Raw genomic sequence first — 17,712 nt, 5'->3', positions numbered from 1 at the left:
TTTCCGGGCGCACGTCCCCGCGCGCCGCCGATCGGTCCTCGGGAGGTGCAGCGTTCCCGAGGCGGCCGGGATTCCCGCCCACCGTCGCATTTCGGCCACGAAACGGCCGGGTGAGTGATGAGGATCTCGCCGCACACGGGCACCAAGGCTGGTACACGGGCCGTTCTTGGGGCACGATCTGCGACAAGCCGCAAACCTACGGCTGCGTAACTTTCGACTGGGAGTCCCCTTCCCAGGCCGACAAGGAAGGGTCCGACCCGCCCATGGCAGAACTCGTCTACCGTCCGGTCATCGGTCTCGCCCGCACCATGTTCAAGGTGTGGGACCTCAAGATCGACTGCCGCGGATCGGAGAACATCCCGCGCTCGGGCGGCGCCGTACTGGTGAGCAATCACATCAGCTACCTGGACTTCATCTTCGACGGACTGGCCGCGCTGCCGCAGAAGCGGCTGGTGCGCTTCATGGCGAAGGAGTCGGTCTTCCGGCACCGGATCTCCGGACCGCTGATGCGCGGGATGAAGCACATCCCGGTGGACCGCAAGCAGGGCGAGGCGGCCTACGCGCACGCCCTCGACTCGCTGAAGTCCGGGGAGATCGTCGGCGTCTTCCCGGAGGCGACGATCTCCGAGTCGTTCACGCTGAAGAGCTTCAAGTCGGGCGCCGCGCGGCTCGCGCAGGAGGCGGGCGTCCCGCTGGTGCCCATGGCGCTGTGGGGCACCCAGCGGCTGTGGACCAAGGGCCACCCGCGCAACTTCAAGCGCAGCCACACCCCCATCACCATCCGGGTCGGCGAGGCGATGGAGGCCTCGCGCGAGCAGTACGCCGGCGCCATCACCCGGCGGCTGCGCGAGCGGGTGCAGGAGTTGCTGGAGGCCGCGCAGCGCGCCTACCCGGTGCGCCCCAAGGGCCCCGACGACACCTGGTGGATGCCGGCCCACCTCGGCGGCACGGCCCCGACGCCCGAGCAACTGCGTACCGCCCAGGCGCACTGAGCCGGGCGCCTCACAGGGTGGTGGGGAGGGTCTCCCACAGGTGCGGGCGATCGGTGGCCGCCTTCAGGACGTCCAGCACCGCCGGGTGCGGCGCCGCGTACAGCTCCGGACAGTCCTCCTCCCCCGCCGCCCGGTCCGGCGTGAAGGCCAGCCGTTCCTTCCCCAGGGAGAACTGCGCGTTCACGCCGGGCTTGTTCCCGCGCGGATCCTGCCGGTGCCAGGCGCCGTCCAGACGTACGGCGACCAGCCCGTGCACCACGTCGAGCCGTTGGTAGCACAGCGCCGTGGGGATGTCCTCGGCCCGCAGCAGCGCGGCCAGCGCGTGGGCCTTGGCGTAGCAGATGCCGGTGCGCCGCTCCAGGACGTCGGAGGCCCGCCAGGTGACGCGCGGGTCCCCGGAGTCCTGTGAGTGGGGGATGGTGTCGCGCACGAACTCGAACGCCAGTCGCGCATAGCCATACGAGTCCTCGGCCTGCCTGGCGAGGCGTCCGGCCGCCTCCCGCACGCTGGGATGCTCGTGGTCGATGGCCTCGTCGGCGGCGAGGTAGGCGGACAGATCAGACGTCTTCTGGATCAGCTCCATGCCCGCAGAGCATAGGAAAGCGATCACCCGCCAGTCAATGACTTTTCAGGTGACCGCATACCTATGCATAACGAAGAGTCTCGCGTCAGCGGGCCGTCTCCTCCTTGAGGGCGGCCACGAACGCGTCGACGTCGTCCTCGGTGGTGTCGAAGGCGCACATCCAGCGCACGTCCCCGGCGGCCTCGTCCCAGAAGTAGAAGCGGAACCGCTTCTGCAGGCGCTCGCTCACCTCGTGCGGCAGGCGGGCGAAGACCGCGTTGGCCTGCACCGGGTAGAGGATCTCCACGCCGTGCACGGAGCGCACGCCCTCGGCCAGCCGCCGGGCCATCTCGTTGGAGTGCCGGGCGTTGCGCAGCCACAGGTCCTTGGCCAGCAGCGCCTCCAACTGGACGGACACGAAGCGCATCTTGGAGGCGAGCTGCATGGACAGCTTGCGCAGGTGCTTCATGTGCCGCACCGCGTCCTGGTTCAGCACCACGACCGCCTCGCCGAACAGGGCGCCGTTCTTGGTGCCGCCGAGGGAGAGGAGGTCGACGCCGACCGCGTTGGTGAACGTGCGCATGGGCACGTCCAGGGAGGCGGCGGCGTTGGCTATCCGGGAGCCGTCCAGGTGCACCTTCATGCCGTGCGCGTGGGCGTGCTCGCAGATGGCCCGGATCTCGTCGGGCGTGTAGAGGGTGCCCAGTTCGGTGCTCTGGGTGATCGAGACGACCTGCGGCATCGCCCGGTGCTCGTCGTCCCAGCCGTACGCCTGACGGTCGATCAGGTCGGGCGTGAGCTTGCCGTCCGGGGTGGGGACGGTGAGCAGCTTGAGGCCGCCCATGCGCTCGGGGGCGCCGCCCTCGTCGACGTTGATGTGCGCGCTCTCGGCGCAGATCACCGCGCCCCAGCGGTCGGTGACCGCCTGGAGCGCGACGACGTTGGCGCCGGTGCCGTTGAACACCGGGAACGCCTCGGCGGAGGAGCCGAAGTGGCTGCGGATCACCCGCTGCAGGTTCTCGGTGTACTCGTCCTCGCCGTACGCGACCTGGTGCCCGCCGTTGGCCAGGGCCAGGGCGGCGAGCACCTCCGGGTGGGCGCCGGCGTAGTTGTCACTGGCGAAACCGCGGACCTCGGGGTCGTGATGACGACGCGCGTCGGTCTTCGGGGGGTTCACGGCTTCTCGGTCAGCCACAGACGGTTTCCGTTCACTTCCGCGGCGGGCTTGTCCCAGACACCGGCGACGGCCTCGGCGAGGTCACGCACGTCCGTGAAGCCCGCGAACTTCGCGTTGGGGCGCTCGGCGCGCATCGCGTCGTGCACCAACGCCTTGACCACCAGGATCGCAGCCGCCGACGTCGGCCCCTGCTCGCCCCCCGCCTTGCGGAAGTAGTCCGCCATGGCCAGGGTCCACGCCTCGGCGGCGGCCTTGGCGGCGGAGTAGGCGGCGTTGCCCGCGGTGGGGCTGGACGCGCCGGCGGCGCTGACCAGGACGTAGCGGCCGCGGTCGCTGCGCTGGAGCGCCTCGTGGAAGGCGAGGGAGGTGTGCTGCACGGTGCGGACGAGCAGCTTCTCCAGGAGGTCCCAGTCGCCGAGTTCGGTCTTGGTGAAGGTCTTGCTGCCGCGCCAGCCGCCCACGAGGTGGACCATGCCGTCGACGTGGCCGAACTCCTCCTCGGTGCGGTCGGCCCAGGCCCGGGTGGAGTCCGGGTCGAGCAGGTCGACGGTCTCGCCGGTGACGGTGGCGCCGCCGTGCGCGTAGCGCGCCGCGTCCACCGCCTCGGCCAGCCGCTCCGGGTCGTTGTCCGCGCCGACGACGGTCGCACCCGCCTCGGCCAGCCGCAGCAGCGCGGCCCGTCCGGCGGGTCCGCCCGCCCCTGCCACCGCGATCACCGCGCCGTCGAGCGCCCCGTTCCCCATGGTCCTCGCCTCCCGAGCCTGCCGAGCCTGTGTCTGCCGTGCCTGTCCGTGCGTGCCGCCGCCCTCGCTCACGCGGCGGCCCGTTCGGCACCGTCCGCGGCCCTGGTGATGCCCCGGGTCGAGGCGATCACCTTCTTGAGCTTCTTGGACAGGGCCTCGTAGAACATGCTCAGCGGAAACTCGTCGGGAAGCACGTCGTCGACGAGTTTGCGCGGCGGCAGGGTCAGGTCCAGGGCGTCGGGGCCCTTGGCCCACTTGGAGCCCGGGTGCGGGGCGAGGTAGGCGGAGACCAGCTCGTAGCCGGCGAACCAGTGGACGATCTTCGGGCGGTCGATGCCGTCGCGGTAGAGCTTCTCGATCTCGCCGCACAGCTGGTTGGTGACCTGCGGGGCGCGCTGCCAGTCGATGAAGAGCTTGTTGTCGGTCCAGCGCACGACGTCGTGCTTGTGCAGGTAGGCGAAGAGGAGCTGGCCGCCGAGGCCGTCGTAGTTGCGCACCCGCTCGCCGGTGACCGGGAAGCGGAACATGCGGTCGAAGAGCACCGCGTACTGCACGTCGCGGGCCTGCGGGACGCCCTCGTCCGCCAGCTTCACGGCCTCCTTGAAGGCGGTGAGGTCGCAGCGCAGCTCCTCCAGGCCGTACATCCAGAACGGCTGGCGCTGCTTGATCATGAACGGGTCGAAGGGCAGGTCGCCGTGGCTGTGGGTGCGGTCGTGGACCATGTCCCACAGCACGAACGCCTCTTCGCAGCGCTTCTGGTCGTGGACCATCGCGGCCACGTCCTCGGGCAGCTCCAGGCCCAGCAGGTCCACGGCGGCCTCGGTGACGCGGCGGAAGCGGGCGGCCTCGCGGTCGCAGAAGATGCCGCCCCAGGAGAAGCGCTCGGGCGCCTCGCGCACGGCGATGGTCTCCGGGAAGAGGACGGCCGAGTTGGTGTCGTAGCCGGCCGTGAAGTCCTCGAAGGTGATGCCGCAGAACAGCGGGTTGTCGTACCGGGTGCGCTCCAGCTCCGCCAGCCAGTCGGGCCAGACCATGCGCAGCACGACGGCCTCGAGGTTGCGGTCCGGGTTGCCGTTCTGCGTGTACATCGGGAAGACGACCAGGTGCTGGAGGCCGTCCGCGCGGTTGGCCGCGGGCTGGAAGGCCAGCAGCGAGTCGAGGAAGTCGGGGACCTCGAAGCCGCCGTCGGCCCAGCGGCCGAGGTCGCCGACCAGGGCTTCGTGGTAGGCACGGTCGTGCGGCAGCAGCGGGGACAGCTCGCGCACCGCCTCGGTGACACGGCGTACGGCGTCCTCGGCGGTGGCCCGCTCCGGGGCGCCCTCGGCGCCGAAGTCGATCGACCCGTCCTTGGACTGCCATGGCCGGATCTGCTCCACGGCATCCTTGAGCACGGGCCACGCCGGGTGCTCAACCACCCTGCTCGCCGGAGGAACGTTCTCCTCCGCGCCCACCTGCACAAGAATTTCCGTCATGTCCCATCCTCCACGGGAGAAGCTAGCGTGACGCCACCGTAGACATACGACGTTTCTCCAATCAAGGGGAGACTCCGTAAATTATCCTGCCCCACCCGGGGCTGTGCCGCATTTTTTCCTGTCGGACGCCGGATTCGTATACCCGGCGAAGCACAGGGGAAACGGTCCGGCAGGGCCGTTAGGCTGCGGCCCTGCCCGCCGACGTCGACGGAAGCGAGTCGAGCCTTGAACTTCCTCACCATCGGTCACCGCGGAGCGATGGGTGTCGAACCCGAGAACACCCTGCGCTCCTTCGTCGCCGCCGAGCAGGCCGGCCTCGACGTCGTCGAACTGGACCTGCACCTGAGCAAGGACGGCGCGCTCGTCGTCATGCACGACGCCGACGTGGACCGCACCACCGACGGCACCGGCGCGATCGCCGACAAGACCCTCGAGGAGCTGCGCACCCTGGACGCCGGCCGCGGGGAGCGGATCCCGGTCTTCGAGGAGGCGCTGGACGCGGTGTCGGTGCCCCTGCAGGCCGAGATCAAGGACGCGGCGGCCGCACGCGTCCTCGCCGAGGTGATGCTCCGCCGGGACCTGGTGGACCGGGTGGAGGTGATCTCGTTCCACGACGAGGCCCTCGTCGAGATCGCCCGGCTGGTGCCGGGGGTGCGGACCGCCCTGGTCGCGCAGTACTACGGCCCCGAGGTCGTGGACCGCGCCGTGGCGGCGGGCGCCCGGACGCTGTGCCTGGACATCAACAGGATCACGCTGGAGACCGTGAGGAAGGCCCGCAAGGCGGGCCTGCGGGTGTTCTGCTGGACCGTGAACACCCAGGACCACCTGCGGCTGGTGCGCGCCCTGGGCCTGGACGGCGCGACGACCGACTACCCGGAGATCAAGCGCACCGGCCGCTTCACCGCCTGAGCGGCGCCCCGGCGGCTCCGGGCGTCACGCCAGCGGCTTGACCAGCAGCTCGAACCGGAGGTCGTCGCGCTGCGGGATGCCGAAGCGCTCGTCGCCGTACGGGAAGGGGGTCGTCTCTCCCGTACGGCGGTAGCCGCGGCGCTCGTACCAGGCGATGAGGTCCTCGCGCACGGAGATCACCGTCATGTGCATCTCGGTGACGCCCCACGTCGCGCGGGCCTGCCGCTCGGCCTCCGCGATGATCGCCTTGCCCAGTCCCCCGCCCTGGAGTGCCGGGCTGACCGCGAACATCCCGAAGTAGGCGTGCGCCCCGCGGTGCTCGAGCTGGCAGCAGGCCACGATCCCGCCGTCCCGCTCCACCGTCAGCAGGCGGCTGTCCGGCGCCTCGACGACCTCCAGCACACCCCGCGGGTCGGTGCGCTGCCCCTCGAGGATGTCCGCCTCGGTGGTCCACCCGGCCCGGCTGGAATCGCCCCGGTACGCGGACTCTATGAGCGCCACGAGCGCGTCCACGTCGGCCTCGGTGGCGTCGCGGTAGGTCAGTGGGCCGGCAGCGGTGTTCATGGGGGCGTCTCCGGTTCGTTCTCGGGCGCGTCGCGGGCACCGATGAGCGTAACGCCGCCGCCGGCCGCCACTACGCTCGGGAGGCATGGTGCACGTACTCAGCAGCCGGACCCTGCTCCGTCCCACCGATCCCGACCGCACCCGCGCCTTCTACGGCGAGCAGCTCGGCCTCGCCGTCCACCGCGAGTTCGGCACGGGCCCGGAGCGGGGCACCGTCTACTTCCTCGGCGGCGGCTTCCTGGAGGTCTCGGGACGCTCCGAGGAGCCCGTCGGCCCCGGGCCGGCCCTGTGGCTCCAGGTCGAGGACGCGGCGGCGGCCCACGACGAACTGCGCGCCAAGGGCGTCGGGATCGTGCGGCCGCCGGTCAAGGAGCCGTGGGGGCTGGTGGAGATGTGGATCGAGGACCCCGACGGCACCCGCATCGTGCTGGTGGAGGTGCCCGCGGAGCATCCGCTGCGCTACCGGCCGGGGATCTGAGCCGCACGGCGGGTACCTCGGCCGGTGGGCGCACGTGCCGGATGGCCCCGCCCCCGGCCCGGCCTTAGCGTGCTGGAGGGGGGCGGACGCGGCCCCGGCGGAAGGACGCCAGCACGATGAAGCTCCACGAACCGGTGACCGGCGGGCCCTGCTGGGCGGAGCTGGGGACCACCGACCTGAGGGCGGCCCGGAGGTTCTACACCAAGCTGTTCGGCTGGTATCCCGAGACGGTCTCGCACCAGCAGGCGGGCGGCTACACGATCGCGCGGATCGACGACGCGGCGGTCGCCGCCCTGACGCCGCTCTACCAGCCGGGACAGCCGGTCGCCTGGAACGTGTCCTTCGCCGTGCGCGACGCGGACGCGGCCGTACGGCAGGTGACGGCGGCCGGGGGCACGGTCCTGGAGGGACCCACGGACGTCTTCGACTCGGGCCGCTTCGCGGTGGCCGCCGATCCGACCGGGGCGGTCTTCCAGCTCTGGCAGGGCGGCTCCTTCCCCGGGGCCGGACTGTTCAACGCGCCCGGCTCGCTGGGCTGGGTGGAGCTGCTGACCCGGGAGCCCGACCGGGCCGCGGACTTCTACACCACGGTCTTCGGCTGGAGCGTCACCGGCCCGCCGCGCTACCAGCAGTGGGGGATCGAGGGGGCGGACTTCGGCGGGATGGTGCCGATGGACGACAAGTTCCCGCACGAGGTGCCGGCGCACTGGCTGCCCTACTTCGCGGTGGTGGACGTGAACACGGCCGCGGTCGACACGACCGACGGCGGCGGCACCGTGCTGATGGAGCCGACCTCCGTGCCCGACGGCCCCCGCCTCGCCGTGCTGCGGGACCCGCAGGGCGCGATGTTCGGCGTGTACGGGGCGGGGGGCGCACGCTGATCCCGGCGGCACGGCAGGCCGCCGGGCTCCGCGGGACGTTTCGAGCAGGCGCCCTTCAGGCCCGCAGCGCGTCCAGGCGGCCCTCGAGCTGCCCCAGCAGCCCGCCCAGCAACGCCGCCAGTTCGCCCTGCCGCGCTCCGTCGACGCCGGACAGGACGGCGGACTCGTAGGCGAGCTGTTCCGGCAGGATCCCGTCGACGAGGTCGCGTCCGGCCTCCGTGAGGCGCAGGTGGGCGACCCTGCGGTCCCGGGTGTCGCCGCGCCGCTCGACGAGGCCGCGCTCGCTGAGCTGCTTGAGGCGCTTGGTGACGGCGGCGCCGGAGGAGAAGGTCTCCCGGGCCAGCTCGCCCGGGGTCAGCTCGTGCCCGGTGCGGCGCAGGGCGCCCAGCAGGTCGAACTCGGCCCGGCTGAGGCCCGCCCGGCGCAGCGGCGCGTCCTCGGCCTGCTGGAGGAGGGCGGCGCAGCGGTTGATCCGGCCGATGATCTCCATCGGCCCGGTGTCGAGGTCCGGGCGGACGGTCCGCCACTGGCGTACGACGGCGGCCACGGTGTCCCCGCCCGGCCCCGTCCCCCCGTTCCCGGCTCCGCCCCGGGCTCCCCCGTCGGTTGCGGTCATGGACGTACGTCCTCCGTTCTCGTGCCCGTCTCGCGGTCCGCACGCGCTGCCTGGCGTCGCACCGCCTCGGCGAGCGTACGGTGTCCGGACTGCTCGGCGAGCACGACCCTCTCCTGGGGCAGTGCGCGTCCCCACCATTCACCGGCGGCCCCGTCGGCGGTGGCCCGCAGGTCGGTGAGGGCGGCGGCCAGGCCCCGGCGGGCGGCCTCCAGGGCGCCGGGGGCGGGGTCGGGCTCCGCGAGGAGGCGTGCGGCGCGTTCGCGGGCGCGGTCGGCCGCGGTCACCGCCTGCTCGACGCGGTTTCCGGCGCGCCGGTTGGTGACGACGACGGCTGCGAGGAAGCCGACCAGCGCCCCGACCAGGGTGTCCACGGCCCGCTCGGTCATCAGGTCGCCGGGGGCCTGGTAGCCGGCGAACTCGGTGACGAGCAGGGCCATCGGGGTCACGCAGACGCTGCCGAGCCAGTAGTTGCGGGTGATGAGGGCCTCGGCGCCGAAGTTGAGGGCGAGGCAGCACAGGACGAGCAGCACCTGCCCGAGGTGGGCCAGCGGGGCGATGGCGGCGAAGAGCAGCACGCCCGCGAGGTTGCCGACGACGCGCTGCACGGCCCGGCTCCAGGTCAGGGTGATGTTGGCCTGGTAGAGCGCGGCGGCGGTGACCAGGGCCCAGTAGGGGCGGCCGATACCGAGGGCCAGGGAGGCGTAGCCGGCCAGCGCGCAGCCGAGGGCGGTGCGGACGGCGATCGGGGTGAGCGGGCCGAGCCGCTGCCACAGGGGCGCGGGCCGGGCGGCGAGTTCGGCGTCCGCGCCGAGGAGTTCGTCGGTCTCGGCCGGGGCCTCGCCGGTGCGGGGGATCCGGCCGCCGCCGCGCAGCGCGTGGGCCCAGGCGCGCAGCCGCTCGGGGTCGCTGTCGGCCGGTGCGGCCAGTGCGACCTCGGCACGGACGACGAGGCGTTCCAGCGCGTGCCGGGTGGCGGCGCGGGCGCCCGTGGCGGGCAGGGACAGCAGCGTCTGCCAGGCGGCCTGTACGGCGGCGTACCCGGCGGCGCGCAGGGACGCGTGGCCGTCGCCGGCGCCCCGGGTGGCGGCGTACGCGGCTGCGGCGTTCAGTGCCTGGGCGGTGGCCCGGCGTTCCGGGCCGTGCGGGCGGACCAGGGCGGGCGCCATTCCGACGAGCCAGGCCCACACGCCCGCGGCGGCGGCCAGGGCCAGGTGCCCGGGGACCTGGGCGAGGGTCTGCGGGACGAAGAGGGCGGCGGAGCTGATGAAGGTGAGGATCACGTTGCCCGGCGGGCCGATGCGGGTGGCGTCGCACAGCACCTTCTGCACGGCGGCCAGCAGAGCGCCCACGGTGACGAGGACGACGGCGTCGCGGGTGAGCGAGGCGGTGACCAGGGCGACGGCGACGCCGCCGAGCATGCCGAGCACCACCCAGGCCAGCGTGCGGGCGCGGACGGCGTAGGGACGGTTGTGGGCGTACAGCGCGCACAGCGACCCGGCCATCGTGTACATCGCCAGGTCGAGCCGGCCGAACGCCAGCAGGAGCAGGTTGGGAGGGGCTACGGCGGCGACCGAACTCAGGGCGGGTTTGAACCAGATCTCGGAGGGACGGCGCAGGCGCAGCACGCCCGCCAGGGACAGACGTCGGACCGGTGAGGTGGCGGGAGTGGGGGTCGCACTGCTCATGGACATGAGGTTAACAAGTGTTTTACCAGTAAATCAAATGTCGGTACGGATCCGCCCACGTCACCGACCAGCGACGATCCACCGGAGGAAGGGCACGCGCTCCCCTGTCTGCCCCCGCGTACCCCCTTGCGCTCGCGTGCGCGCCGCATGGCTGGGGCAGTTCTTCACGGACCGTGACCGCGGAGCGGGGAGGTGCGTGTGCACGGACCGGCGTCGTCCGGATGGCTGCTGGTCGCGCTGTGTGCGGCGACCGGCGCCTACTGCCTGCTGCGGATGCGCAGCGGGGTCGAGGAGCAGCGCAGTGCGGCGGGCGGTGAGGCCCTCATGGGGTTCGGCATGGCGGCCATGGCCGTGCCCGCGGCGGTGTTCACCCCGCCGGCCTGGCTGTGGTCCGGCTACGTGGTGGTGTTCGGCGCCGCGGGACTGCGGGCGCTGTGGGCGGCCCGGTCGGGGCGGCACCATCTGCACCACCTGGTGGGCGCGGCGGCGATGGTCTACATGGCGGTGGTGATGGCCGGCTCGCCCGCCCACGCGCACGCCCACGGCACGTCCGGCACTCCGGTACTGACCGGGGCGCTCCTGCTGTACTTCACGGCATACGTCCTGGTGACCGGCGTGCGCCTGATACCTGTGGTGGCGGTGGCCGGTGGCGGGACGGGGGCACCGCCCGTGCCCGCGGGCGGGGTGGGCGCCGACGGCCGCGCTCCGGCCGGGTGGGGCGACCGGCCGGAGCTGGCGCGGGCCTGCCGCCTCTCCATGGCGATGGGGATGCTGGCCATGCTGCTGCCCCTGTGACGCCGGGAGCCGGTTCCGGCACCGGGCGTCCGGCCCCCCGGGGGGCCCGGGTTGCCCGCAGGGCGCCGTGCGCAATCGTTGTCTGCGTCACTTTGCGCCTCGGGCCGTACTGCCGACGGCGCCGCCCTCATAGGCTGCCCCCATGATTCTCCCCGCGGCACTGCTGCTGCTCGGCGCGCTGACCGCCGTGCTCGCCCCCAGGCTGCTCGCCCGGGCCGACTGGCCCGATCGCGAACCGGTGGTCGCGCTGTGGGTGTGGCAGTGCGTGGTGGCGGCGGTGATCGTGTGCTGCGCGCTGTCGATGACGTTCAGCGCGGCGGCGGCCTGGCACGCGGTGGGCGGGCCGGTCTTCTCGACGGCGCCCGGTCCGGTGGTCGAGGCCTACGCGCTGGGCACGTCCGGGCTCTGGGCGGACACGACGGCGGTCACGCTGGCCTGCGGTGGGCTGTGGAGCGTCGCGATGCTGGCCCGGGAGGTCGTGCGGGCGCGCTCCCGGCGCAAGCTGCGCCGGGCCGAACTGAGGCACCGCGCTCCGCTGCTGCCCGGCGAGGAGCCCGGCCCGGACCGGCTCGTCGTCCTGGAGGGCGAGCGGCCGGACGCCTGGTGGCTGCCCGGCACTCCCCCGCAACTGGTGGTCACCACAGCCGCGCTGCGCCGCCTCGAGGGCCGCCAGCTCGACGCGGTGCTCGCCCACGAGAAGGGGCACGCCCGGGCGCGGCACGACTGGCTGCTGAACTGCGCCACGGCGCTGGCGGACGGCTTCCCGCAGGTTCCGGTCTTCGCTGCGTTCCGCGACGAGATGCACCGCCTGGTCGAACTCGCCGCCGACGACGTCGCCTCGCGCCGCTTCGGCCGGCTGACGACCGCCCTGGCCCTGGTCGAACTCAACGAGGACCGCGGCGTCTTCGGCCCGTGCCCGACCGCGCAGGCCCACGTCCCGCAGCGGGTCCACCGCCTGCTCACCCCGCCCAACCGGCTGACCGCGGGCCGGAGGCTGCGGCTGACGGCCGCCGCCGCGCTGGTGCCGGTGATCCCGGTCCTGGTGGCCTTCGCACCGGCACTGCGGGCACTGGGATAGTGGGGGAACTGGCCCCGGAACCACCGGTTCGGCGAGTATCGCAGCATGCAGACGCCGTCGGTCGACTCCCCGTCCGCCCCGCCGCAGCCGCGCACCGCGCTCCGCGCGTCCTGGGTACTGGCCCTGTGCTCAGGGCTCCTGACCGCCCTGGTGGCCGTCAGATGGCGGCCGTTGGTGCGGCTGGACGACGGGATCGCCGGCACCACCCACCGCTGGGCCGTCGAGGAAGGCGGCGTCACCCACGCCATGCGGATCCTCACCGACTGGGTGTGGGACCCCTGGACGATGCGTCTGCTGTGCGCGGTGGTGGTGGTGTGGCTGTGGTGGCGCCGGGCGGACCGGTGGACGGCCGTGTGGCTGGCGGCGACCTGCCTGCTGGGCAGCGTCCTGCAACAGGTCCTCAAGGCGGCGGTGGACCGCCCCCGCCCGGTCTGGACCCACCCCGTGGACTCGGCGCACTACTCGGCCTTCCCCTCCGGGCACGCCATGACCGCGACCTTCGTGTGCGGCCTGCTGGTGTGGCTGCTCCACCACTGCGGTGCCGGCCGCGACCTGCGCCGCGCCGGTCTCGCCGTGGCCGTGGTCTGCGTGGCCGGGGTCGGCATGACCCGGGTGTGGCTCGGCGTCCACTGGTCCACGGACGTCCTCGGCGGCTGGCTCCTGGGCGCCCTGGTCGTGGCCCTGGCGGTGCTGGTGCACCGGCGACGGCACCCGTGACCGGGGCGGCCGGTCCGCCGGGCGGGATCCCCGCCCGCATCACCGTCCCGCCCCCGCCCGCGCCTTCACGCCCCTAGGATCCGGTCCATGACCGCCGTTCTGTTCGACTTCTCGGGCACGCTGTTCCGTGTCGAATCCACCGAGTCCTGGCTGCGCGCGGCCCTCGACGCCGCCGGACTGCGGCTCGCCGCGCCGGAGTTGGCCGAGACGGCCGAGGCGCTCCAGCGGGCGGGGGCGCTGCCCGGCGGCGCGCCGCCGCTGCGGGTGCCGGAGGAACTCGCCGAGGTGTGGGAGACACGCGACGACAGCGCGGAGCTGCACCGCGCCGCGTACACCGGACTGTCCCGGCAGGTGCCGCTGCCGGACCCCGGCCTGCACGACGTGCTGTACGAGCGGCACATGGCGCCGGAGGCGTGGCGCCCCTACCCCGACGCCGCCGAGGTGCTGGACGGGTTGCGCGGGCGCGGGATCGCCGTGGGGGTGGTCAGCAACATCGGGTGGGACCTGCGGCCGGTCTTCCGCGCGCACGGGCTCGACCGGTACGTGGACACGTACGTCCTGTCCTACGAGCACGGCATCCGCAAACCCGACCCCCGGCTGTTCGGCGTGGCCTGCGCGGCGCTGGACGTGGAGCCGGGGCGCACGCTGATGGTCGGCGACGACCGCGGGGCGGACGGCGGTGCGGCGGCGCTCGGGTGCGGGGTGCACTTCGTCGACCACCTGCCGGTGGCCGAGCGCCCGGCGGGACTGCGGCCCGTGCTGGACCTGGTCACATAGGGCCGGGCAGGCACGGAACCGGCCGCGTCGGACGATCCCCCGTGTCGCCCGACGCGGCCGGTGCCCGGACCGGGCCCGCGGGCCCGTCCGCCTGCGCCGAGTATAGTTGGCCGGCAGCCAGTCAACGCAGGAGTACAGGATGTCCCCGCGCAGCGCCTCGGTCAATGAAGAATTGCGGCGGCGCTCGAAGGAGCGTCTGCTGCAGGCCGCCGTGGAGCTGGTGGGCGAGCGCGGGTACGAGGCGACCACGCTGGGCGACATCGCCGACCGGGCGGGCTCGGCGCGCGGGCTGGTCTCGTACTACTTCCCGGGCAAGCGCCAGTTGGTGCAGTCCGCGGTGCACCGGCTGATGCACCGCACCCTGGAGGAGGCCCTGGAGCGCGAGCCGCGCACCGCTGAGGGGCGCGAGCGGCTGGCGCGGGCCATCGACGCGATCCTGGGGCTCGCCCGGGACCGGCCGGTGCTCATGCGCCAGCACATGGCGGGGCTGCTCCAGGCCGAGGTGGGTTTCGTCCCGTGTCCCGAACAGCGGCGGCTGGCCGAGCTGCTGCGGGACACCGTGGCCCGGCACGGCTCGCGCGACGTCGACCGGGACTACCCGATGCTGCGCGCGCAGCTGATGGGCGCCGTCTTCGCCGCCCTCGTGCCCGGGGTGCCGATGCCGGTGCCGGACCTGCGCGCCGAGCTGTTCGAGCGCTACCGGCTGGACTGGGGGCTGGGTGTCCCGCCGGACGCCGAGGCGCCCGGCGGGACGACGTGCGACCCGGACCTGTCGCGGTTCTTCGCGACCGGACTGCCGGATCAGCGGGCCCGGACGGACCGGACCGGCCGGACCCCTCAGTCGAAGTAGTCCGGCTGCGTCTGCGTGTTGAGCTCCTGCAGACGGACCCGCGCGGCCGGGTCGGTGCGCCGGTCGCTGAGCTTGAGCACGTCGAAGCCCTTGGCGATGTCGTTCGAGTAGATGTAGCCGTTGTAGTAGTACGCCGACCAGGAACCGCCGGTGATCAATGTGTCGGTGCTCAGCGGCCCCCGCTCGAAGTAGGCGATCTCCCTGGGCCGCGAGGAGTCGGTGAACTCCCAGACGGAGACACCGCCCTGGTACCAGGCCTGGACCATGATGTCCTTGCCCTTGACCGGGATCAGCGAGCCGTTGTGGGCCACGCAGTTCTCGGTGTCCGCCTGGTGGCGCGGGATCTTGAAGTAGCTGCGGAAGACCAGCTTGCGGTGGTCGCCCCTGCCGACGATGTCGTAGATGCCGTCGGCGCCGCGGTTCGGGCCGATCTCCGCGTTGCAGGTGGCGGCGCCGCCACCGCCCAGCTCGTCGGTGAACACCACCTTGTCCGCACGCTGGTTGAAGGTCGCCGAGTGCCAGAACGCGAAGTTCACGTTGTCCTGGACGCGGTCGATGACCTTGGGGTGCTCGGGGTCCTTGATGGAGAACAGGATGCCGTCGCCCATGCAGGCACCGGCCGCCAGGTCCTCGGAGGGCAGGACGGTGATGTCGTGGCAGCCGGTGGTCTTGGAGACGCCCGGGTTGGTGGGCGCGCCCGGGTTGCCGCCGCCGTCGGGACCCTCACCGGGGAAGAGCACCGGGAAGTTCACGACGGCCGCCCGCGCCGGCGCCTTGCGCGGCACCTTGATGACGGAGATCCCGTCGTGCGGCGGCTGGCAGTCCGGGTACGCGGCGTTCGGCGAGTACGAGGAGACGTAGATGTAGACGTCCTTGCGCTCGGGCACCAGCGTGTGGGTGTGCGAGCCGCAGGCCGTCTCGACCGCGGCGACGTACTTGGGGTTGCGAATGTCGCTGATGTCGAAGACCTTCATGCCCTCCCAGGAGGACTTCTCGGTCGCGGGCTGCGTGGTGCTGTTGCAACTGCTGTCGCTGCGCGAGGAGTCGGTCGACAGGAACAGCAGGTTCCCGGAGACCGAGATGTCGTTCTGCGAGCCGGGACACAGCACCTGGGCGACGGTCTTCGGCTTCTTCGGGTTCTTGATGTCGAAGATGCGGAAGCCGTCGTAGTTGCCGGCGAAGGCGTACCGGCCCTGGAAGGCCAGGTCCGAGTTGGTGCCGGGCAGCGCGTCCTTGGGGATGTTGGTCAGGTGCTCGATGTTGTCGGAATGGACTGTCTCGTCCTGACCGGGTATGCCGCCGCTCTCGATGGCGTCGCGCACCTCGGCGCGTGCGCTCTTGGACACCTCCTTCGAGGTGGCGGGAGAGTCCCCGGGGTCGGGGATCGCCATGGCCGGGCCGGCGGTGAGCAGCGCGGACAGGAGCCCTGCGGCGGCGGCCGCGACTCCCAGACGTCTGCGCCGCGTTCGCGGGTCGTTCAACAGGGTCACTGTTTCCTCCCAACGTCCGTCCCCTTCGGAACGGTTCACGCTTCCGGCAGTATCGTCTTCGCCATGCCCATATCAACAGAGGGCAACAAACATGCAATGAAGTTTTTTGATCACTGGCACGCGGAAGCGTGCTAGGACGGTCATCGCACGCTCAAGATGCTCCGCGCTCCTCCCCGGAGGGGCGCGCCCCCAGCCACAGGAGGTCGTCGTGTCCCTTCGCCGCGGGTCGTCCAGCGCTTCACTCGTCACGGCCTCGCTGATCACCTCGGCCGTGCTGGTGCTCGCGGCCTGCGACGCGGACGGGGGCACCGGCCCGGCGACGGCCGCCGGGCCCTCGGTGATCGCTCCGGGCAAGCCGGGCGAGGCCAACCGGACCCTGTCCGCCGAGGAGGCCCAGAAGCAGCGCGCCGACGACGACTCCCCCAACTCCGCGGACGTCTCCTACGCGCGCATGATGATCCAGCACCACGCGCAGGCCCTGAAGATGACCGAACTGGCACCGAAGCAGGCCGAATCCGGCCGGGTGAAGAAGCTGGCCGCACGCATCTCGGCCGCGCAGGGCCCGGAGATCAAGGCGATGGAGGGCTGGCTCGAGACCAACGGCGAGAAGACGGCGGGCGGCGGACACGAGCACGCGGCCATGCCGGGCATGGCGACCGAGGCACAGATGAAGCAACTGCGCGCGGCCCGGGGCAAGGCGTTCGACCAGCTCTTCCTCACCCTGATGATCACTCACCACGAGGGCGCGATCAGCATGGCCACGGACGTGAAGTCCGAGGGCAACAACGTGCTGATCGAGGAGATGGCCGACGACGTGGTCGCCCAGCAGACGAGCGAGATCTCACGGATGCGCGCGATGCTGTGACGACGGCCCGGCCCGGTGCCGGACCGGGTCGGACCGTGGGGCGCGCTTCAGCGGCGCGCGCGACGCGGCGTCAGGAATCCGTCGTCGCGCGCCTGGCCGATCAGCCTGAGCGACTTGCGCCTGCCGTGCCCGGTCGCGCGCATCACCGCGAGGACCGGGTCGCCGCCCTCCTCCCGGGCCGCCCGGTACTCCCGGGCGACGAGCCTGCGCCCCTCCCGCCCGCGCGGCCACGGGGGCCGGGCCCGCCGCGGCGCGGCCGGCCCACCGCGGGCGGGGGCGGGCACGCACGCCTCGAACAGCGGGTCCTCCAGCCACTCGGCGAGCACGGCCAGGTCGTCGAGGGAGAGCGGCGGCTGGGCCCGCACGTCCTCGACCCGCACGTCCTGGCCGGACAGCACGGCGAGCGCGTCCACCCGGGCGCCGTCGGCGAAGGCCAGCCGGACGTCGAACCACGAGGTCGTGGCGCCCCCCTCGTCCACCACCCAGGAGTGGCGCACGGACATCTCACCGTCACCCGGACAACGGTCGGAAAGGTGAAGAGAACGATCAACGAAGGATGCTTCGAGCACATACGCAACGTAACCGAATGATCACATTCCATACGAACGGAACACGCGCCGCTCACCCGGGGGCGGCACCCTGTCGGCCGAGCACAGCCCTCGCACCTCCCGCCGGAGTCGGTCGCCCGGGTCTCAGTCGCCCGCGACAGCGGCGGCCTGCCGGGCCGCCGCGGCCAGCAGGGCGTCGAGCAGTCCGGGGAAGAGGGCGTCCAGGTCGTCCCTGCGCAGGCCGTTCATCTTGGCCGTGCCCCGGTACGCCTGCCGGATCACGCCGCTCTCGCGCAGCACCCGGAAGTGGTGGGTGGTCGTGGACTTGGTGACCGGCAGGTCGAAGTGCGAGCACGAGAAGAGGGCGTCGCTGTCGGCGGCGAGGTCCCGCACGATCCGCAGCCGCACCGGGTCGGACAGCGCGTGCAGCACCCCTTCGAGCCGGATCTCCGCACGCGTCGGGTGAGGCAGCTCGCGGATGCCGGCGGCAGTGGCGGCGGGGGTCACGGCGAC

At 72.6% G+C, this 17,712-nt stretch carries 20 protein-coding genes; 10 read left to right on the top strand and 10 right to left on the bottom strand.

Translation table 11 applies throughout. The annotated features are described in order from the left end of the window. Positions 1–263 precede the first annotated feature (263 nt). The gene (locus Sdi02f_RS26600; protein WP_030398798.1) at positions 264–992 is read left to right on the top strand and encodes a lysophospholipid acyltransferase family protein; all 729 of its coding nucleotides are present in this window, start codon (positions 264–266) and stop codon (positions 990–992) included. Between the two features lie 10 nt (positions 993–1,002). Here Sdi02f_RS26600 and Sdi02f_RS26595 read toward each other — a convergent pair whose 3' ends face one another. The 4 genes from Sdi02f_RS26595 to Sdi02f_RS26580 form a co-directional block, all read right to left on the bottom strand. Further along, positions 1,003–1,575, bottom strand: a complete 573-nt coding sequence (locus tag Sdi02f_RS26595) for a transglutaminase domain-containing protein (RefSeq protein ID WP_031081142.1) — start codon at positions 1,573–1,575, stop codon at positions 1,003–1,005. Positions 1,576–1,660: 85 nt separating this feature from the next. Beyond that, a complete protein-coding gene (locus tag Sdi02f_RS26590; protein WP_030398796.1) occupies positions 1,661–2,731 on the bottom strand; it encodes a threonine aldolase family protein in 1,071 nt (356 codons plus the stop codon). Beyond that, the gene (locus Sdi02f_RS26585; RefSeq protein WP_030398795.1) at positions 2,728–3,474 is read right to left on the bottom strand and encodes an SDR family NAD(P)-dependent oxidoreductase; all 747 of its coding nucleotides are present in this window, start codon (positions 3,472–3,474) and stop codon (positions 2,728–2,730) included. The genes Sdi02f_RS26590 and Sdi02f_RS26585 overlap by 4 nt, the downstream gene beginning before the upstream one ends. Before the next feature lie 68 nt (positions 3,475–3,542). Beyond that, positions 3,543–4,946: a DUF6421 family protein gene (locus Sdi02f_RS26580; RefSeq protein ID WP_031081138.1), complete on the bottom strand. Its 1,404-nt coding sequence runs from the start codon at positions 4,944–4,946 to the stop codon at positions 3,543–3,545. 225 nt (positions 4,947–5,171) lie between these two features. On the opposite strand from Sdi02f_RS26580, the gene Sdi02f_RS26575 reads away from it, so the two are divergent. Continuing rightward, positions 5,172–5,855 (top strand): glycerophosphodiester phosphodiesterase, encoded by a 684-nt coding sequence (locus Sdi02f_RS26575; RefSeq protein ID WP_030398793.1) that lies wholly within the window; start codon positions 5,172–5,174, stop codon positions 5,853–5,855. Positions 5,856–5,879: 24 nt separating this feature from the next. Here Sdi02f_RS26575 and Sdi02f_RS26570 read toward each other — a convergent pair whose 3' ends face one another. Further along, entirely contained in the window at positions 5,880–6,419 is a 540-nt protein-coding gene (locus Sdi02f_RS26570) for a GNAT family N-acetyltransferase (RefSeq protein WP_030398792.1), read from the bottom strand. 85 nt (positions 6,420–6,504) lie between these two features. Here Sdi02f_RS26570 and Sdi02f_RS26565 point away from each other — a divergent pair, with 85 nt between their 5' ends. Together Sdi02f_RS26565 and Sdi02f_RS26560 are read left to right on the top strand one after the other, a co-directional pair. Further along, positions 6,505–6,897 carry a VOC family protein gene (locus Sdi02f_RS26565; RefSeq protein WP_030398791.1) on the top strand — a complete coding sequence of 131 codons (393 nt, stop codon included), beginning with the start codon at positions 6,505–6,507 and terminating at the stop codon, positions 6,895–6,897. Between the two features lie 116 nt (positions 6,898–7,013). Further along, positions 7,014–7,778: a VOC family protein gene (locus Sdi02f_RS26560; RefSeq protein ID WP_030398790.1), complete on the top strand. Its 765-nt coding sequence runs from the start codon at positions 7,014–7,016 to the stop codon at positions 7,776–7,778. Positions 7,779–7,833: 55 nt separating this feature from the next. On the opposite strand, the gene Sdi02f_RS26555 is transcribed toward Sdi02f_RS26560, so the two are convergent. Together Sdi02f_RS26555 and Sdi02f_RS26550 are read right to left on the bottom strand one after the other, a co-directional pair. Further along, the gene (locus tag Sdi02f_RS26555; RefSeq protein ID WP_030398789.1) at positions 7,834–8,394 is read right to left on the bottom strand and encodes a MarR family winged helix-turn-helix transcriptional regulator; all 561 of its coding nucleotides are present in this window, start codon (positions 8,392–8,394) and stop codon (positions 7,834–7,836) included. Continuing rightward, entirely contained in the window at positions 8,391–10,079 is a 1,689-nt protein-coding gene (locus Sdi02f_RS26550; RefSeq protein ID WP_167458256.1) for an FUSC family protein, read from the bottom strand. The genes Sdi02f_RS26555 and Sdi02f_RS26550 overlap by 4 nt, the downstream gene beginning before the upstream one ends. Before the next feature lie 198 nt (positions 10,080–10,277). Here Sdi02f_RS26550 and Sdi02f_RS26545 point away from each other — a divergent pair, with 198 nt between their 5' ends. The 5 genes from Sdi02f_RS26545 to Sdi02f_RS26525 all read left to right on the top strand — a co-directional run bounded on the left by Sdi02f_RS26545 (position 10,278) and on the right by Sdi02f_RS26525 (position 14,296). Then, positions 10,278–10,874 carry a DUF5134 domain-containing protein gene (locus Sdi02f_RS26545; RefSeq protein ID WP_108934160.1) on the top strand — a complete coding sequence of 199 codons (597 nt, stop codon included), beginning with the start codon at positions 10,278–10,280 and terminating at the stop codon, positions 10,872–10,874. Positions 10,875–11,016: 142 nt separating this feature from the next. Beyond that, positions 11,017–11,952 carry a M56 family metallopeptidase gene (locus tag Sdi02f_RS26540; protein WP_030398786.1) on the top strand — a complete coding sequence of 312 codons (936 nt, stop codon included), beginning with the start codon at positions 11,017–11,019 and terminating at the stop codon, positions 11,950–11,952. A 45-nt stretch (positions 11,953–11,997) separates the two neighbouring features. Next, a complete protein-coding gene (locus Sdi02f_RS26535) occupies positions 11,998–12,669 on the top strand; it encodes a phosphatase PAP2 family protein (protein WP_108934159.1) in 672 nt (223 codons plus the stop codon). A gap of 87 nt (positions 12,670–12,756) precedes the next feature. Then, the gene (locus Sdi02f_RS26530) at positions 12,757–13,446 is read left to right on the top strand and encodes an HAD family hydrolase (protein WP_030398784.1); all 690 of its coding nucleotides are present in this window, start codon (positions 12,757–12,759) and stop codon (positions 13,444–13,446) included. Between the two features lie 139 nt (positions 13,447–13,585). Further along, positions 13,586–14,296 carry a TetR/AcrR family transcriptional regulator gene (locus Sdi02f_RS26525; RefSeq protein WP_108934158.1) on the top strand — a complete coding sequence of 237 codons (711 nt, stop codon included), beginning with the start codon at positions 13,586–13,588 and terminating at the stop codon, positions 14,294–14,296. Here the strand turns inward: Sdi02f_RS26525 and Sdi02f_RS26520 are convergent. Beyond that, positions 14,284–15,786, bottom strand: a complete 1,503-nt coding sequence (locus Sdi02f_RS26520; protein ID WP_108934157.1) for an LVIVD repeat-containing protein — start codon at positions 15,784–15,786, stop codon at positions 14,284–14,286. The two genes, Sdi02f_RS26525 and Sdi02f_RS26520, sit on opposite strands and share 13 nt — an antisense overlap. Before the next feature lie 208 nt (positions 15,787–15,994). Here Sdi02f_RS26520 and Sdi02f_RS26515 point away from each other — a divergent pair, with 208 nt between their 5' ends. Further along, the gene (locus Sdi02f_RS26515; RefSeq protein ID WP_053663326.1) at positions 15,995–16,651 is read left to right on the top strand and encodes a DUF305 domain-containing protein; all 657 of its coding nucleotides are present in this window, start codon (positions 15,995–15,997) and stop codon (positions 16,649–16,651) included. A gap of 47 nt (positions 16,652–16,698) precedes the next feature. Here the strand turns inward: Sdi02f_RS26515 and Sdi02f_RS26510 are convergent, their stop codons facing one another. Next, positions 16,699–17,154: a DUF6214 family protein gene (locus tag Sdi02f_RS26510; protein WP_053663324.1), complete on the bottom strand. Its 456-nt coding sequence runs from the start codon at positions 17,152–17,154 to the stop codon at positions 16,699–16,701. A 189-nt stretch (positions 17,155–17,343) separates the two neighbouring features. Continuing rightward, positions 17,344–17,706 (bottom strand): ArsR/SmtB family transcription factor, encoded by a 363-nt coding sequence (locus Sdi02f_RS26505; protein ID WP_053663323.1) that lies wholly within the window; start codon positions 17,704–17,706, stop codon positions 17,344–17,346. Positions 17,707–17,712: the final 6 nt, after the last annotated feature.

The sequence above is a fragment of the Streptomyces ardesiacus genome (assembly GCF_003112575.1).
In the GTDB taxonomy this organism is placed as follows: domain Bacteria; phylum Actinomycetota; class Actinomycetes; order Streptomycetales; family Streptomycetaceae; genus Streptomyces; species Streptomyces ardesiacus.
Note: the sequence above shows the minus strand (reverse complement) of the source record. Positions and strands in the feature narration are given on the sequence as shown.

Coding starts and splice junctions, on each gene's coding strand:
- Sdi02f_RS26580 (WP_031081138.1), bottom strand. CDS start 4,946: ATGACGGAAATTCTTGTGCAGGTGGGCGCGGAGGAGAACGTTCCTCCG.
- Sdi02f_RS26600 (WP_030398798.1), top strand. CDS start 264: ATGGCAGAACTCGTCTACCGTCCGGTCATCGGTCTCGCCCGCACCATG.
- Sdi02f_RS26555 (WP_030398789.1), bottom strand. CDS start 8,394: ATGACCGCAACCGACGGGGGAGCCCGGGGCGGAGCCGGGAACGGGGGG.
- Sdi02f_RS26565 (WP_030398791.1), top strand. CDS start 6,505: ATGGTGCACGTACTCAGCAGCCGGACCCTGCTCCGTCCCACCGATCCC.
- Sdi02f_RS26510 (WP_053663324.1), bottom strand. CDS start 17,154: ATGTCCGTGCGCCACTCCTGGGTGGTGGACGAGGGGGGCGCCACGACC.
- Sdi02f_RS26560 (WP_030398790.1), top strand. CDS start 7,014: ATGAAGCTCCACGAACCGGTGACCGGCGGGCCCTGCTGGGCGGAGCTG.
- Sdi02f_RS26595 (WP_031081142.1), bottom strand. CDS start 1,575: ATGGAGCTGATCCAGAAGACGTCTGATCTGTCCGCCTACCTCGCCGCC.
- Sdi02f_RS26535 (WP_108934159.1), top strand. CDS start 11,998: ATGCAGACGCCGTCGGTCGACTCCCCGTCCGCCCCGCCGCAGCCGCGC.
- Sdi02f_RS26585 (WP_030398795.1), bottom strand. CDS start 3,474: ATGGGGAACGGGGCGCTCGACGGCGCGGTGATCGCGGTGGCAGGGGCG.
- Sdi02f_RS26550 (WP_167458256.1), bottom strand. CDS start 10,079: ATGAGCAGTGCGACCCCCACTCCCGCCACCTCACCGGTCCGACGTCTG.
- Sdi02f_RS26530 (WP_030398784.1), top strand. CDS start 12,757: ATGACCGCCGTTCTGTTCGACTTCTCGGGCACGCTGTTCCGTGTCGAA.
- Sdi02f_RS26570 (WP_030398792.1), bottom strand. CDS start 6,419: ATGAACACCGCTGCCGGCCCACTGACCTACCGCGACGCCACCGAGGCC.
- Sdi02f_RS26525 (WP_108934158.1), top strand. CDS start 13,586: ATGTCCCCGCGCAGCGCCTCGGTCAATGAAGAATTGCGGCGGCGCTCG.
- Sdi02f_RS26540 (WP_030398786.1), top strand. CDS start 11,017: ATGATTCTCCCCGCGGCACTGCTGCTGCTCGGCGCGCTGACCGCCGTG.